This window comes from Aliivibrio sp. S10_S31 (genome assembly GCF_014694495.1).
Classification (GTDB): domain Bacteria; phylum Pseudomonadota; class Gammaproteobacteria; order Enterobacterales; family Vibrionaceae; genus Aliivibrio; species Aliivibrio fischeri.
Genome location: NZ_JAAUWR010000003.1, coordinates 253048 through 269312 on the forward strand (window position 1 = coordinate 253048; position 16265 = coordinate 269312).

At 39.1% G+C, this 16265-nt stretch carries 15 protein-coding genes; 9 read left to right on the top strand and 6 right to left on the bottom strand.

Annotation, left to right across the window (positions count from 1 at the left end; genetic code table 11):
* The 7 genes from ftsW to lpxC all read left to right on the top strand — a co-directional run bounded on the left by ftsW (position 1) and on the right by lpxC (position 8277).
* Positions 1-1203, top strand: coding sequence for a cell division protein FtsW (gene ftsW, locus HC728_RS04120; RefSeq protein ID WP_005420920.1), 1203 nt, complete (start codon positions 1-3; stop codon positions 1201-1203).
* Positions 1187-2251 (top strand): undecaprenyldiphospho-muramoylpentapeptide beta-N-acetylglucosaminyltransferase, encoded by a 1065-nt coding sequence (gene murG, locus HC728_RS04125; RefSeq protein WP_069582030.1) that lies wholly within the window; start codon positions 1187-1189, stop codon positions 2249-2251. Before ftsW ends, murG begins: the two co-directional genes overlap by 17 nt.
* 15 nt (positions 2252-2266) lie before the next feature.
* Positions 2267-3730, top strand: a complete 1464-nt coding sequence (gene murC, locus HC728_RS04130; RefSeq protein ID WP_017019495.1) for a UDP-N-acetylmuramate--L-alanine ligase — start codon at positions 2267-2269, stop codon at positions 3728-3730.
* Positions 3731-3936: 206 nt separating this feature from the next.
* The gene (locus HC728_RS04135; protein WP_005420915.1) at positions 3937-4707 is read left to right on the top strand and encodes a cell division protein FtsQ/DivIB; all 771 of its coding nucleotides are present in this window, start codon (positions 3937-3939) and stop codon (positions 4705-4707) included.
* 1 nt (position 4708) lies between these two features.
* Positions 4709-5971, top strand: coding sequence for a cell division protein FtsA (ftsA, locus tag HC728_RS04140; protein ID WP_005420913.1), 1263 nt, complete (start codon positions 4709-4711; stop codon positions 5969-5971).
* Between the two features lie 32 nt (positions 5972-6003).
* Entirely contained in the window at positions 6004-7254 is a 1251-nt protein-coding gene (gene ftsZ / locus HC728_RS04145) for a cell division protein FtsZ (RefSeq protein WP_012532918.1), read from the top strand.
* 105 nt (positions 7255-7359) lie between these two features.
* Positions 7360-8277, top strand: a complete 918-nt coding sequence (lpxC, locus tag HC728_RS04150; RefSeq protein ID WP_011262630.1) for a UDP-3-O-acyl-N-acetylglucosamine deacetylase — start codon at positions 7360-7362, stop codon at positions 8275-8277.
* Positions 8278-8340: 63 nt separating this feature from the next.
* On the opposite strand, the gene HC728_RS04155 is transcribed toward lpxC, so the two are convergent.
* Positions 8341-8808: a DUF721 domain-containing protein gene (locus tag HC728_RS04155; RefSeq protein ID WP_012533143.1), complete on the bottom strand. Its 468-nt coding sequence runs from the start codon at positions 8806-8808 to the stop codon at positions 8341-8343.
* A 335-nt stretch (positions 8809-9143) separates the two neighbouring features.
* Between HC728_RS04155 and secA the strand changes: the two genes are divergently transcribed.
* Complete coding sequence (gene secA / locus HC728_RS04160; protein ID WP_012533557.1) at positions 9144-11867, top strand: preprotein translocase subunit SecA; 2724 nt, start codon at positions 9144-9146, stop codon at positions 11865-11867.
* Positions 11868-11958: 91 nt separating this feature from the next.
* A complete protein-coding gene (gene mutT, locus HC728_RS04165; protein WP_012533258.1) occupies positions 11959-12360 on the top strand; it encodes an 8-oxo-dGTP diphosphatase MutT in 402 nt (133 codons plus the stop codon).
* Positions 12361-12430: 70 nt separating this feature from the next.
* Here the strand turns inward: mutT and yacG are convergent, their stop codons facing one another.
* From yacG to HC728_RS04190, 5 genes are all read right to left on the bottom strand, one after another.
* Positions 12431-12640 carry a DNA gyrase inhibitor YacG gene (gene yacG, locus HC728_RS04170; RefSeq protein ID WP_012534335.1) on the bottom strand — a complete coding sequence of 70 codons (210 nt, stop codon included), beginning with the start codon at positions 12638-12640 and terminating at the stop codon, positions 12431-12433.
* Positions 12641-12647: 7 nt separating this feature from the next.
* Complete coding sequence (gene zapD / locus HC728_RS04175; RefSeq protein WP_005420900.1) at positions 12648-13394, bottom strand: cell division protein ZapD; 747 nt, start codon at positions 13392-13394, stop codon at positions 12648-12650.
* 5 nt (positions 13395-13399) lie between these two features.
* Positions 13400-14023 carry a dephospho-CoA kinase gene (gene coaE, locus HC728_RS04180; protein ID WP_065597646.1) on the bottom strand — a complete coding sequence of 208 codons (624 nt, stop codon included), beginning with the start codon at positions 14021-14023 and terminating at the stop codon, positions 13400-13402.
* Positions 14020-14907 (bottom strand): A24 family peptidase, encoded by an 888-nt coding sequence (locus HC728_RS04185; protein ID WP_190395138.1) that lies wholly within the window; start codon positions 14905-14907, stop codon positions 14020-14022. Before HC728_RS04185 ends, coaE begins: the two co-directional genes overlap by 4 nt.
* Before the next feature lie 104 nt (positions 14908-15011).
* Positions 15012-16250: a type II secretion system F family protein gene (locus HC728_RS04190; protein ID WP_065621846.1), complete on the bottom strand. Its 1239-nt coding sequence runs from the start codon at positions 16248-16250 to the stop codon at positions 15012-15014.
* Positions 16251-16265: the final 15 nt, after the last annotated feature.

Here is a 16265-nt window from a genome sequence, read left to right on the forward strand (position 1 = left end):
TTGGCATTTGAGCGAATTAAACAAGGGATCTTTTCCATTCAAGATTGGTGTTTAACACCGTCACCTAAAGTCATGTTCGATCGTCAGCTGATATGGATTTCTTTAGGTTTAATGCTTACTGGATTGATCATGGTAGGTTCTGCGTCGTTTCCTATTAGTACACGCTTAACTGATCAGCCTTTTCACTTTATGCTTCGTCACATGCTATTTGTGTGTTTGGCTCTTGGTGCCTCATCTGTTGTATTGCGAATCCAATTAGATACCTGGCTAAAATACAGTGGAAAATTCTTATTTGTATCCATCCTATTATTAATTGCAGTATTGCTGGTTGGTAAATCGGTAAATGGTGCTGCTCGTTGGTTACCTCTTGGTATCTTCAACTTGCAGCCAGCCGAAGTTGCAAAACTTTCTCTATTTATTTTTATTTCGGGATACTTAGTTCGCCGTCATGGTGAAGTGAGAGAAAGTTTTAAAGGTTTTGTTAAACCATTAATCGTACTTATCACTCTAGCATTTTTCTTATTATTGCAACCCGACTTAGGTACCACGATTGTAATGTTTGTCACTACTATCGGTATGCTATTTATCGCGGGTGCAAAGCTTTGGCAATTTATTGCTTTAGTGATGAGTGGCATTTCATTAGTGATTGTTCTGATCATTGCAGAACCTTATCGTATGCGTCGTGTAACCTCTTTCTTAGACCCATGGCAAGACCCATTTGGTAGTGGTTACCAACTAACTCAATCTCTTATGGCATTTGGTCGTGGTAGTTGGTTTGGTGAAGGTTTAGGTAATTCGATTCAAAAGTTAGAGTACCTACCTGAGGCACATACTGACTTTGTATTTGCTGTGGTTGCTGAAGAGTTAGGTTTTGTTGGCGTCACTCTGATCTTGGTTTTAATTTTCGCTTTAGTATTAAAAGCATTACTTATTGGGCGAAAATGTCTTCAACATGATCAACGTTTTGGTGGGTTTTTAGCATTTGGTATTGGGATTTGGTTTGCATTTCAAACCTTAGTTAATGTTGGTGCTGCTGCTGGTATTGTTCCGACAAAAGGCTTAACACTACCACTTATCAGTTATGGTGGTTCCAGTTTGATTATCATGTCAGTTGCCGTATCGTTACTCATCCGCATTGATCATGAATGTCGTCTCTATTTAGAAAATGAGCCTCCTCGGAGTGAAAATGAAGAACAAAAATAAACGTTTATTAGTGATGGCTGGTGGTACTGGTGGTCATGTTTTCCCAGGTCTTGCTGTTGCAAAGCAATTACAAAGTGAAGGATGGGAGATCCGTTGGTTGGGAACCGCTGACCGAATGGAGGCGGATTTAGTTCCTAAACATGGTATTGAAATTGATTTTATTAAAGTTAAAGGCCTTCGTGGGCAAGGACTTAAAAAGTTAATTGCAGCACCATTTCAAATCTTAGGGGCAATCTCTCAAGCGAAAAAACACATTAAAGCATGGCAACCAGATGTGGTACTAGGAATGGGGGGCTATGTAAGTGGTCCTGGTGGTATCGCTGCTTGGTTATCAGGTATTCCTGTTGTATTGCATGAACAAAATGCGGTTGCTGGTTTAACTAATCAATGGTTATCTAAAATTGCAAAACGTGTGTTCCAAGCATTTCCTGGTGCTTTTCCTAATGCTGAAGTTGTAGGGAACCCTGTTCGTGAGGATGTGTGTCAATTACCTCATCCAAAAGAAAGATTTGCACAGAGAACTGGCCCTATCCGTTTGTTGGTGATGGGAGGCAGTCAAGGTGCTCGTATTTTAAATACAACATTACCAGAAGCATTACCTCAATTAAGCCATGAGATTGAAATTTGGCATCAAGTAGGTAAAGGCTCACAAGAAACAGTAGAACAAGCGTATCGTGATAACGGTATTGCTGATGCTAAAGTGACAGAGTTTATCGATAATGTAGCAGAAGCTTATGCGTGGGCTGACTTATTGGTTTGTCGTTCTGGTGCATTAACGGTTTCGGAAGTATCTGCAGCTGGTGTTGGTTCTATATTTATTCCATTTATGCATAAAGATCGCCAACAAGCATTGAATGCTGATCACCTAGTACAATGTGGCGCAGCGCAAATGATTGAACAACAAGATTTAACAGTTCAGGGATTGGTTGATACACTGAACGGTTTAGAGCGAAAACAATTACTCGACATGGCATGTAATGCTCGAGACGCAGCAATTATCGATGCTGATGTGCGTGTTGCTAATGCAATAAAAAGCCTCGCTAAATAAGAATTGAGATTAAGAATGACAAAAGAACAGAAACTGCAATTAGCTGAAATAAGAACCATGATCCCTGAAATGCGTCGTGTTGAGTGCATTCACTTCGTTGGTATTGGTGGCGCAGGAATGAGTGGTATTGCGGAAGTACTTTTAAATGAAGGTTATCACATCAGTGGTTCCGATATGGCTGAGAACACAGTCACTGTTCGTTTAGCGCAAAAAGGTGCTGAGATTTTCTTTGGGCATCAAGCAAGTAATGTTGAAAAAGCGAGTGTTGTAGTTGTATCGACTGCCATTGATCCAAGTAACCCTGAAATTGTAGCGGCGAAAGAAAATCGTATTCCAGTGATTCGTCGTGCAGAAATGTTAGCTGAGTTAATGCGTTACCGTCATGGTATTGCTGTTGCTGGCACTCACGGTAAAACCACAACAACAGCGTTAACAACTCAAATTTATTCAGAAGCAGGGTTAGATCCAACATTTGTAAATGGTGGATTAGTTAAAAACGCAGGTACAAATGCACGTTTAGGTTCAAGTCGATTCTTAATTGCTGAAGCGGATGAGAGTGATGCTTCGTTCTTACACCTACAACCTATGGTCAGTATTGTTACGAATATCGAAGCAGATCATATGGACACGTATGGTGGTGATTTTGAAACGTTAAAACAAACGTTTATCGATTTTTTACATAACCTTCCATTTTATGGTCAAGCGGTAATGTGTGTTGATGACCCGGTTGTTCGAGAATTACTACCACAAGTGAGCCGTCAGGTGATTACTTATGGTTTCTCTGATGATGCAGATGTACGTTTAATTAACTATCGTCAAGTTGGCCAGCAAAGTTTCTTTACGGTTCAAAGAAAAGATCGTACTGATTTAGATATTGTTTTGAATATCCCTGGCAAACATAATGCGTTGAATGCTACCGCTGCAATTGCAGTAGCAACAGAAGAAGATGTTGAAGATGAAGCTATTCTTACTGCGCTATTAAACTTTGAAGGTGCGGGTCGTCGTTTCGATCAACTTGGCGAATTTGAAACTGGCAATGGCTCAGCAATGTTAGTAGATGATTACGGTCATCACCCAACAGAAGTTGACGTAACCATTAAAGCAGCACGTGCAGGCTGGGCTGAAAAGCGCCTGGTTATGATTTTCCAACCACACCGTTATAGTCGAACTCGCGATTTATATGACGACTTCGCCAATGTATTGGATAATGTTGATGTATTAATCATGCTTGATGTTTACTCTGCGGGTGAAACGCCAATTGCAGGTGCTGATGGGCGAGCGTTATGTCGTACTATCCGTGGTCGTGGAAAAATAGATCCGGTATTTGTACCAACAATAGAGGCATTACCACCTGTTTTAGCGAATATAATTCAAGAAGGTGACTTAATCCTGACGCAAGGCGCTGGAGATGTTGGTAAATTAGCTAAGCAATTGGCTTCAATGAAATTAAATATTGAAACAATGAAAAAGTTAGGATAATTATTGTTTAATTAGTTAGAACTTCTAATAAAAAAACGAATAATGGGATAGAATCCTCATTGTATTAATAATATGCTATCAGAGTTTGGATAGAGGGTTTTTGCACCCTATAATTATTATATAAATTAATTGAAATGTTATATCTCTATTTTTATTGGTTAAATTGATTGATATGACATTATTTTTGGCATTGTTGTGACGTTAATATGATTAAAGCTGTCAAAATGAATACTTCATTTGATAAAGAAAAAGTAAGAAAACATCTACCAGGTGCTATTTTTCTTTCTTTAGTCGTGATTACTTCGCTTTGGTTGGTTATTTCGACGATAAGTTGGATGACAGATGAAGACCGATTGCCATTATCACATATGATTATTCAAGGGCAGTTGAAGCACATTACGGCTGATGACATTCGTGAAGCAATAGATTCTATGGATTCCATCGGCACTTTTATGACGCAAGATGTGAATAAACTGCAAGATGCTTTATTATCTTTGCCTTGGATAGCCCAAGTATCAGTACGTAAACAGTGGCCTGAAACTATTAAGGTTTTTGTTGTTGAGCATCAGCCTGAGGCAACATGGAATAATCGAGTTATCGTTAATCCAGAAGGTGTTGTTTTTAATGCTCCTATGAGTGATTTACGCGAACCTAAACCTGCGTTATTTGGCCCTGAAACCAGTAGTAAAGATGTACTTGATTTTTGGCACCAATTACAAAAGCAATTTGAACCAATACATGTAACCGTTCATAGCGTGGCATTGACTGAACGATTATCTTGGCAGGTCGTTCTTGATAACGGTATCCGTTTAGAATTAGGGCGTGATTCAAGAGAAGAACGAGTTGAACGTTTTATTGCTTTATATAAACAATTAGAAAGTAAAAAAGATTCGATAGATTATATAGATCTTCGTTATGACACTGGTGCTGCCGTTGGATGGAAATCCGATGATGTAGAAAATAAAGAAGAGAATTGACATGAGTAAAACGCCAGAAGGCAGTATTATTGTTGGTTTAGACATTGGTACAAACAAAGTTTCAGCGTTAGTTGGCGAAGTTTTACCTGATGGCCAAGTGAGTGTTATCGGCTCTGGTTCATGTCCATCTCGTGGTATGGATAAAGGTGGTGTAAACGACCTAGAATCGGTTGTAAAATCGGTTCAAAGAGCGATTGATCAAGCTGAATTGATGGCTGAATGTACCATTACATCAGTGTTTATCTCTCTTTCTGGCAAACATATTGCTAGCCAAATCGAGAAAGGTATGGGGTCAATTTCTGAAGAAGAAGTGACTCAAGATGACATGGATAGCGTTATTCATACTGCAAAATCTGTTAAGATAGGTGATGAACAGCGTACATTGCATGTAATTCCACAAGAATTCTCTATTGATGTTCAAAAAGGGATCAGAAACCCTATTGGGTTATCAGGAATGAGAATGGAAGTTAGCGTTCATCTTATTACCTGCCATAATGATATGGCACGTAATATAGTGAAAGCGGTAGAACGTTGTGGTTTAAAAGTTGAACATATTATTTTTTCTGGCTTAGCTTCAAGTAATGCAGTTATTACAGAAGATGAGCGTGATTTAGGTGTTTGTGTTGTTGATATCGGTGCTGGCACAATGGATATCGCAATTTGGACTGACGGTTCATTACGCCATGCTGAAGTATTACCTTATGCCGGAAATGCAGTAACAAGTGATATAGCTTATGCTTTTGGTACACCATTCAACGATGCTGAAAAATTAAAAGTAAAATATGGTTGTGCGATAAGTGAACATATTAATCGAGATGAAACGGTCAATGTTCCAAGTGTTGGCGGACGTCCATCTCGAAGTTTACAGCGAAGAATGCTAGCAGAAGTTATCGAACCAAGGTATTCTGAACTGCTTGGTCTTGTAAATCAGCGAATTGTCTCAATTCAAGACCAATTACGCGCTGAAGGTACAAAACATCATCTTGCTGCTGGTATTGTATTGACTGGTGGTGGGTCACAGATTGAAGGTTTGGTTGACTGCGCTGAGCGTGTGTTCCAAACTCAAGTTAGAATTGGTCAACCTTTAGAGGTGACAGGCCTAACAGATTACGTAAAAGAACCTTATCAAGCGACAGCTGTAGGGCTTTTACATTACGGTAAAGAAAGTCAGTTACATGACGATGAAGATTATGTGCCAAGTAAGAGCCAATCTTTTACTACCGTAATAAAGAAATTTAAAAATTGGATACTAAAAGAGTTTTAACCTGAGCGAACAGGAAGAAACGGAGAGAACAAATGTTTGAGCCGATGATGGAAATGTCCGACGACGCAGTAATTAAAGTTGTTGGTGTAGGTGGCGGTGGCGGTAATGCTATCGAGCACATGGTACGAGAATCAATTGAAGGTGTTGAGTTCATCAGTGTAAATACTGATGCACAAGCGCTTCGTAAAACGAGTGTAAATACCGTTATTCAAATTGGTGGCGACATCACTAAAGGATTAGGTGCTGGTGCAAACCCGCAAGTAGGTCGTGATGCAGCTCTAGAAGACCGTGAAGCACTGAAAGAAGTGTTAGCGGGCGCTGATATGGTATTTATCGCAGCTGGTATGGGTGGTGGTACAGGTACTGGTGCAGCTCCTATTATTGCTGAAGTTGCTAAAGAATTAAATATTCTAACAGTTGCTGTGGTTACCAAACCATTTAGCTTTGAAGGTCGTAAGCGTCTTGCTTTTGCTGAGCAAGGTATCGAAGAGTTATCAAAACATGTTGACTCATTAATTACGATTCCAAACGAAAAATTATTAAAAGTTCTTGGCCGTGGTATTACGTTATTAGAAGCATTTGCAAAAGCGAATGATGTTCTTCGTAATGCTGTTCAAGGTATCGCAGAGCTTATTACTCGTCCTGGTATGATCAACGTCGATTTCGCCGATGTTCGTACCGTTATGTCTGAAATGGGACATGCAATGATGGGTAGCGGTATCGCAGTAGGCGAAGATCGTGCAGAACAAGCAGCAGAAGAAGCGATTTCAAGTCCGTTACTTGAAGATATCGATCTTGCTGGCGCTCGTGGTGTTCTTGTAAACATCACTGCAGGTTTAGATATGCGTCTTGATGAATTTGAAACTGTAGGTAATACAGTAAAAGCATTTGCATCAGATAACGCAACGGTTGTTATTGGTACTTCTCTTGATCCTGATATGAGTGACGAAATTCGCGTAACGGTTGTTGCTACAGGTATCGGTACTGAAAAAAAGCCTGAAATCACGTTAGTGACGAATAAAGCAGCGGCTCCTGCTCAATCGGCTCCAGCAGCTCAACCTGCGGCTCAAGCACAAGTAAAACCAAAAGTTGAAGCACCAGTTGAACCTGTGGTTGAAAAAGCGGCACAAAACGTGCAAGTAACTAAACCAGCAGCACAACCATCTGCGCCATCTACATCACCAGCGGCTGGTGTTCAGAATGCGGGTGCGGCACAAGCTAAGCCAGATCAGAAAGAAGATTACTTAGATATCCCAGCGTTTTTACGACGCCAAGCTGACTAATTAATCATCAAACGATTTGGTTTAATGAAAAATTGTGTGCTAGAATATTAGACCAGTTCTTAGAATTGGTTTGAAATTAAGCATATTTATAGTTGAGATGAGCATATGATCAGACAACGTACACTGAAAAGTATCGTACAAATGACAGGCGTGGGTTTACACTCAGGCCGTAAAGTTACGCTTACTCTTCGTCCAGCAGCTGCGAACACAGGTGTGATTTATCGTCGTACAGACCTTAATCCGCCAGTTGATTTCCCTGCGGATCCAGAGTCAGTTCGTGACACGATGCTATGTACAGCGTTAGTTAATGATGAAGGCGTACGTATCTCAACGGTTGAGCACTTGAATGCTGCTTTAGCTGGCATGGGCATTGATAACGTTGTTATCGAAGTTGATGCTCCTGAAATTCCAATTATGGATGGCAGTGCAAGTCCTTTTGTATATCTTTTACAATCTGCAGGTATTGAAGAACTTAATACAGCGAAGAAATTCATTCGTATTAAGAAACCTGTTCGCATAGAAGATGGTGATAAGTGGGCTGAAATTCGTCCTTACAACGGTTTCCGTTTAGATTTCACTATTGACTTTAATCACCCTGCGATTGAATCAGATGACCAAAAGCTAGTGTTTGATTTTTCAAGCCAATCGTTTATCAAAGATATTTCACGAGCTCGTACTTTTGGGTTTATGCGTGATATCGAGTACTTACAATCGCAAAATCTATGTTTAGGTGGTAGCTTTGATTGTGCAATCGTACTTGATGATTACCGAATCCTAAATGAAGACGGTCTACGCTTTGATAATGAATTTGTAACGCATAAAGTTCTAGATGCTGTGGGTGACCTATATATGTCAGGTCATAGTATTCTAGGTGAACTTCGTGCATACAAATCAGGTCACGCTTTGAATAATCAGCTACTTCGTGCAGTTCTTGCAGATCAAGAAGCATGGGAGTGGACGACCATTGAGGATGAGCAAGAGTCTCCAGTTGCATTTATGCAACCAGGAATGGTACTTGCGTAAGTAACACATCATCAAATTAAAAAAGCCAAGCGAATGCTTGGCTTTTTTGTATCTGATATATTTTTATTTTTTATTTGCTAATGCAGCGAGACTTTCTAAACGCTTTTTTAATTTAGGAGATGCTGTTTCAGCTACCATTTCTAATGCACTAGCGGCCGCTGCCGATAGCTCACGTTTTGCCTGTTTCTCTGATTTATAAACGGCAGGTTTTTCACCGACAAAGGATCGAGCAAGATCAGGGTTGATCTTTACTTCTAAGTTAGAAAGACCAGGTAAGCCGTGCTTACGAAAAACAGACAACAAAGTTAGTCTTTCGTAATTAATTCTTGTTGCCCAAACACTACTTGATACCTCGATCACCAATGATCCTTGGCGATAATTTGCCACACGGCAATGATTTTCACAGCCTGTAGGCAATGCATCTTCAAGTACATGAGATAGCTTTGACAAAATGATCGCTTTTTCTTGCAGATCTTTAAAACGAGTATTATTGAAAAAATCGTTTGCCGGTTGTGGTCTATGGTCTCGCATCACTAAAAACTCTTATAAATCGTGCGTTATTTGGTGGTGAGTACTAAAGAAAAAGTAATAAATGCCAATTAGATCTGAATTTTTCAGAATTGAAATCAAACTCTACAGATTTACCTTAGGATTGCTTCACGTTATCGCTTATACTTTCTTAATTATTACTTATGATGACAAGCAACACAACTATCTAATGTGGCCTTGAAAAATCAAAGCCTCATCCCCATAAGGTAAGTATATAAAAGAAGTATTTTTCTTAGAGTAAACTCTAGGCGATTGATTCACATTTCAGATTAAACCAGATCATTAATGATCAAGAGATAAAGAGAAGCAACGGAATCATGTTTTCTAAAATTCTAACTAAAGTTATTGGTAGCCGTAATGATCGTACATTACGTAAGCTACGTAAAATCGTAGACCAAATTAATAAACTTGAACCACAATTCGAATCACTACAAGATGAAGAATTAAAAGCGAAAACAATCGAGTTCCGTGCACGTTTAGAGCAAGGTGAAGATTTAGACAATTTACTTCCAGAAGCATTTGCTACAGTACGTGAAGCATCTAAGCGTTTATATGGTATGCGTCACTTTGATGTTCAAATGATTGGCGGTATGGTACTAAACGATAGCCAAATCGCAGAGATGCGTACAGGTGAAGGTAAAACACTAACAGCAACATTGCCATGTTATTTGAATGCATTAACTGGTAAAGGCGTTCACGTTGTTACCGTGAATGACTACTTAGCTAAGCGTGATGCTGAAACAAACCGTGAGTTATTTGAATTCTTAGGCATGACTGTTGGTGTAAACGTTCCAAACATGCCACCTCAAGAGAAGAAACAAGCTTACTTATGTGACATTCTATACGGCACAAACAACGAATTTGGTTTTGATTACCTACGTGACAATATGGCTTTTCGTGCGGAAGATCGTGTTCAACGTGAGCGTTATTTTGCGGTAGTCGATGAAGTGGATTCAATCTTAATCGATGAAGCTCGTACTCCTCTAATTATTTCTGGTCCTGCTGAAGATAGTTCTGAACTGTATATCCGTATCAACACTCTTATCCCTCAACTTGTTAAGCAAGACGAAGAAGACAGTGAAGAATACCGTGGTGAAGGTCACTACACACTAGATGAAAAAGGCAAACAAACGCACTTAACCGAAAATGGTCAAGAGTTTGTTGAGCAACTGCTTAAAGATGCTGGCTTAATGGAAGAAGATGATACGTTGTATTCTCCTGCAAATATTAGCCTGCTTCATCATATTAATGCTGCTTTACGTGCGCATGTGTTATTTGAAAAAGACGTCGATTACATTGTAAAAGATGATGAAGTGATCATTGTTGATGAGCATACAGGTCGTACAATGCCTGGTCGTCGTTGGTCTGAAGGTTTACACCAAGCTGTTGAAGCAAAAGAAGGTGTTAAGATTCAGAATGAAAACCAAACATTGGCTTCTATTACATTCCAAAACTTCTTCCGTTTATATGAAAAACTGTCAGGTATGACAGGTACAGCGGATACAGAAGCATTTGAATTCCAATCAATCTATGGTTTAGATACGGTTGTTATTCCAACTAACCGCCCAATGGCTCGTAATGACATGGGTGATTTAGTTTATATGACAGAAGCAGAAAAATTTGCGGCTATCATTGAAGACATTAAGGGCTGTTCTGAGCGTGGCCAACCGGTTCTTGTTGGTACGGTTTCGATTGAAAAATCAGAATTGCTTTCAAATGCACTGAAAAAAGCAAAAATTAAACATAATGTACTTAATGCGAAATTCCACGAACAAGAGGCCGATATCGTTGCAAATGCAGGTACAGCAAGCGCTGTAACTATCGCAACTAACATGGCTGGTCGTGGTACAGATATCGTGTTAGGTGGTAGTTGGCAGGCAGATGTAGCTAAACTATCAGATCCAACAGAAGAGCAAATCCAAGCGGTAAAAGCGAAATGGAAAGAAGCACATGATGCTGTTCTTGCTTCTGGTGGTTTGCATATTATCGGTACTGAGCGCCATGAATCTCGCCGTATTGATAACCAATTACGTGGTCGTGCTGGTCGTCAAGGTGATGCTGGTTCTTCTCGTTTCTACTTATCAATGGAAGATGCACTAATGCGTATCTTTGCTTCGGATCGTGTATCAGGCATGATGAAGAAGTTAGGTATGGAAGAAGGTGAAGCAATCGAACACCCATGGGTAACTAAAGCGATTGAAAATGCACAACGTAAAGTTGAAGGTCGTAACTTTGATATCCGTAAGCAACTGCTTGAATACGATGATGTAGCAAATGATCAGCGTAAAGTAGTTTATGAACTGCGTGATGAGTTAATGAACGTTGATGATATCAGTGAAATGATCGGTTATAACCGTCAAGAAGTTCTTGAAGGTCTATTTGGTCAATACATTCCACCTCAATCTTTAGAAGAAATGTGGGATGTCGAAGGACTAACGACTCGTCTACGTGCTGATTTCGATTTGGATCTTCCGCTTCAAGAGTGGCTAGATAACGATGATAAACTTCATGAAGATAATCTACGTGAAAAAATCATCGAAGCGGCTGTTCAAGTTTACAAAGAAAAAGAAGAGTCTGTTGGCGAATCAGTTCTACGTAACTTTGAAAAAGCGGTTATGTTGCAAACGCTTGATGGTCTATGGAAAGAGCACTTAGCTGCAATGGATCACCTACGTCAAGGTATTCACTTACGTGGTTATGCTCAGAAAAACCCGAAACAAGAGTACAAGCGTGAGTCGTTTGAATTGTTTGAAGGTTTACTTGATACGTTAAAATTTGATGTTGTTTCGATCTTAAGTAAAGTTCGAGTTCAACAGCAAGAAGATGTAGAGCGTATGGAAGAGCAACGTCGTTTACAAGCTGAAGAAGCCGCTCGACGTCAACAGCTACAACATCAAAATGCTGAAAATCAGCTAGATGATGGCGAAGGTGCAGAAGAGGCTCATTCTCCAATGGTTCGTGAAGAACGTAAAGTGGGTCGTAATGAACCTTGCCCATGTGGTTCAGGTAAGAAATACAAACAATGTCACGGTAAGATCTAGTTGATACTTATTGTTCTTCATTGAAAAATAAAAGCCGCTATCATTTAGCGGCTTTTTTATAAGCGTGATATGGATATAGAAAAGGTTATACATGAAACGATTACATATAGTTGCTGCAATCATTTTAAATGCAGAAAAGAACCAAGTCTTTATTACTAAACGTCCAGATAAGGCACATAAAGGAGGCTTTTGGGAGTTTCCTGGAGGTAAAGTTGAAGCAGGAGAAAGTGCAAAACAAGCTCTGATAAGAGAGTTGAATGAAGAGGTTGGCATTAACTCAACGGAGCTCGATATATTTGAATCTTTATCTCATGACTATCCGGATAAATCGCTTTATTTTGATTTTTTTACGGTAACTCAGTTTGAAAACCAACCTTATGGTAAAGAAGGCCAAGAAGGTTTATGGGTATCTATTTCCTCGCTTAAAGAGTATGAGTTTCCTGAAGCGAATGTGCCTGTATTAAATAAAGTCGTAGAGCAATTTAGTTCGTAATTCAGTGACTATCATATAATAGGCATAAAAAAAGCGATCATGATGATCGCTTTTTTATTTGGAATTGGTATTAGTATTGATCTTCAGACCAACCATCAGAGTCTGACATATCGGGAGCTCCCGGAATCGATTTTTCTTCATCGGCCCATTCACCAAAATCAATCATTTGGCATTTTTTACTGCAAAATGGACGAAATGGGCTTTCAGCATTCCAAACAACAGCAGACTGACATGTTGGACATTTAACGATAGTTGGTTGCTCTGTAGTTGGTTTTGTCATAGTTTCCTCAGCAGACAGCAAGCGTGAACTCGATATCTTTTTCGCAATTCTTATTTGTTTCAAAAGACATAAAGCGTAACGCAAAACGACTTTTATGCCCAGAGATCATTGGATAAACACCTTGATCAATTGGTATTTCAAGACGAAGCAAGTTGGCATTTTCCATTTCACTCTGCATGAATCCATTACGAGCGATTTGAGGCTCAAAGCGTGCTGTTTCTCTAGTAAGTCTTAACCATAAAGATAAGGCATCAGAAAGAGAAAGCAGTTGTGCCATCCAATTATGCGTATTACGGCAGCGCACTTCTAATGGTAAATGTAGCCAATGATGTAGAGCTGGTAAGTCAAAACAGCAATCTCCACCAGGAATAAAGAAACGTTGTTTTAATGCAGAAAGGAAGCGATCCTCTTTTAAAGAGTGACCTGGGCGAGTGGTTTGCATTAGGTTTTGATGTACCTGACTGATCTGTTCAAGTACAGAAAGTAGTGCTGATTGATCAACGCCTTCAATGTCCATCCAAGCTCGATATTGTAAGCGAAGCTTTTCTAGATCTTTACCTAGCTCTGCTTTTACTTGTACCTGTTCTAAGATATCAAGCATATTAAATAAAGAACTGAAAAAAACTTGGTATTCAAATGGTTGTGTTAAATCAGCGGAATGCCCTAATTTACGAAATAGCGATTCTATTCGTAAATAAATTCGAGTCCTTTCATTTAAAGGGTGTTCAAATTTTTGCATACCCAATCCATTCATAGTCGTTATTCATTCTCTTTATTTATAGATGCCAGAGACAATAGCAGATATTTCTCATGTAGCAGAGATATTTTCATATCTAAGTCGTTATTTTGTTGATCGTTATTAATTATATCATCCGCAGCCGCTAAACGTTCTTCTCTTGATGCTTGTGAAGCAAGAATAGCTTTAACTTGTTGATGATTTACTTTATCACGATTTACAGTACGATTAATTTGAGTTTGCTCCAAAACATCAACAACAAGCACACGATTTGCTAAATATTGTAACTTATTCTCAACTAAAAGAGGCACTACAAGCAATGTGTACTCTGAAGTGGATAAAGCTATTTGACGTTGCATCTCTGAACGGATCAATGGATGTAATAAATCATTGAGCCACTGTTTTTCACTAGGTTCAGAAAAAATACACTCACGCAACTTCGCTCTATTTAAATGACCATCGTTCAATAAAATCTGTGGTCCAAAATGTTGCTCTATTTGAGCCAATCCTTCGGTACCTGGATTAACAACTTCACGAGCAATAATATCAGCATCAACAATATTGATGTTATAGAGCGCTTGAAAGCGATCGGCAACGGTGGTCTTTCCACTACCAATCCCACCAGTAATTGCTACGACATAACTCATAGTGGCAAACCTAGAATGTGATTAAAATACCATTGGCTAATGTTTTGTCCCCATAATAAGCAAACCCAGCCAGCAATGGCTAAATAAGGACCAAAAGGAATTGCTTTATCAAACCCTTTCTTTTGAGCGGTTAGCATGATGACACCAATGATTGCTCCGACAACAGAAGACAATAGAATGAGCAATGGTAGCTGCTGCCAACCAAGCCATGCTCCAAGAGCTGCGAGTAATTTGAAATCACCATAACCCATGCCTTCTTTGCCAGTAAGCAACTTAAAGCCCCAGTAAATAGACCATAAGATTAAATAGCCTGCCATTGCACCAACAACAGAATCAACTAAGCTTACTGAACTCCAGCCCACTAGAGCTAAGTATAGACCACTCCATAGTAGAGGTAGGGTGATTTGATCTGGCAGTAACATGGTATCAATATCAATAAAGGTTAATGCGATCAAAACTAGAGTAAATAGAACGGCAGCAACAGCAAAATATGAGAAGGGTAATAAGTACGAAACGGCAAAACACATTGCGCCTGATAGTAGTTCAATTGCAGGATATCGAAAACTGATAGGGTTACTGCATTGACGACACTTTCCTTTTAACAAAAGCCAACTAATGACAGGAATGTTGTCATAGAATTTAATTTGAGTTTGACACTTTGGACAGCGAGAACGAGGAACACTTAAATTAAAGGTTTCTTCTTTTTCTTCATTGGTTTTTTCTGGGGCGAGATCTGGAAAGCAATCAATGCAGTCTTTTTTCCATTCCTTTTCCATCATGATGGGTAAACGATAAATTACGACATTTAAAAAACTACCAACAAGCAAACCAAATAGGGTGGCAAATAGAGGGAAAAGCCAAGGGTAATAATCAAAAACAGCCATGTAAAAGCGTCCAATATCAGTAATTAACGTATTTAGCTGATGGTATCAGAATTCATTAAAATGAAGTAGTTAAGAGTATAAACTTAACGCACTTATTACACGTTTTAGCCAATAACACTCATAAGGTTAAAGATTGGAAGATACATAGACACCACTAAACCACCAATCATGGTACCAAGAAAAACGATAATAAACGGCTCTAGAATTTTACCTAAGTTATCTACGGTATTATCAACATCTTCCTCATAAACATGAGCAATTTTATTTAGCATGTCATCTAGCTTTCCTGATTCTTCTCCAATCATAACCATTTGCAGTACCATTTCAGGAAAGGCTTCGGTATGTCGCATGGCAATATAAAGCGGCATACCAGCAGCGGTGTGCTGTTGTACAGATAAGATGGCTTCTTGATAGTAAAGATTACCGGCGGTTTTACTGGTGGTTTGTAAGCTGTGCAAAATCGGTAAACCAGAGCTAAAACTGGTTGCTAAGGTGCGGGAAAATTTAGCAATGGCCGCTTTAGACAGTACGGTACCAATGATGGGTACTTGCAAGCTATGGCGACTCACTTTCATTCTAAAAAAGTAGGATTTCTTCTTTAATGCACTGAGCATTAGGATAGTGAGCATAATAAGTAAAAGAATATGTAGACCATACTTTTGTAAGTTATGAGAGATATTAATCACTTGTTGGGTAAACCAAGGTAATTCAGCGCCAAAGCCTTTAAAAATATTCTCAAATTCTGGGATAACAAAAGTAAGCATTAAAATAGTTACGGTTATCGCAACTAAAAAAACCATGCTTGGATAGATCATGGCTTTAATTACTTTGGAACGCAAAGCATCACTTTTTTCTCTGTATTCTGCCAAGCGAGCGAAAGCTTGAGCTAAGCTGCCAGTCTCTTCACCAGTAGCTATAAGGTCGATATAAAAAGAATCAAAATGGGAACAGCTACTAGAAAGCGCTTTAGATAATTGAGTACCAGCTTCGATGGATAAGCACACTTGATGCAAGATGGATTTCATTTCCGCTTTGGTGTTGTTTTCTGCGATGAGTTGCAGTGATTGAACAACCGGAACACCAGAGGCAAGCATGGTAGAAAGTTGTCGAGTAAAAAGCGTGATGTCTTTGCGCTTAACGGCGTGCTTCATTTTTTCAAAGCTAGAAATACTACGCTTTTTAATTTTTTTAATTTGGATGTTCTGCTCAGTTAATTTTGTTCTGACTTCTACATCACTTAATGCGAGCTGTTTTCCAGATACCTTTTTTCCTGAACTGTTAATGCCACGCCATTGAAAGCTTTTTAGTACGACTGCTTTGGATTTCTTTTTTGTTTTAGGCATTTGACTTATCTACTT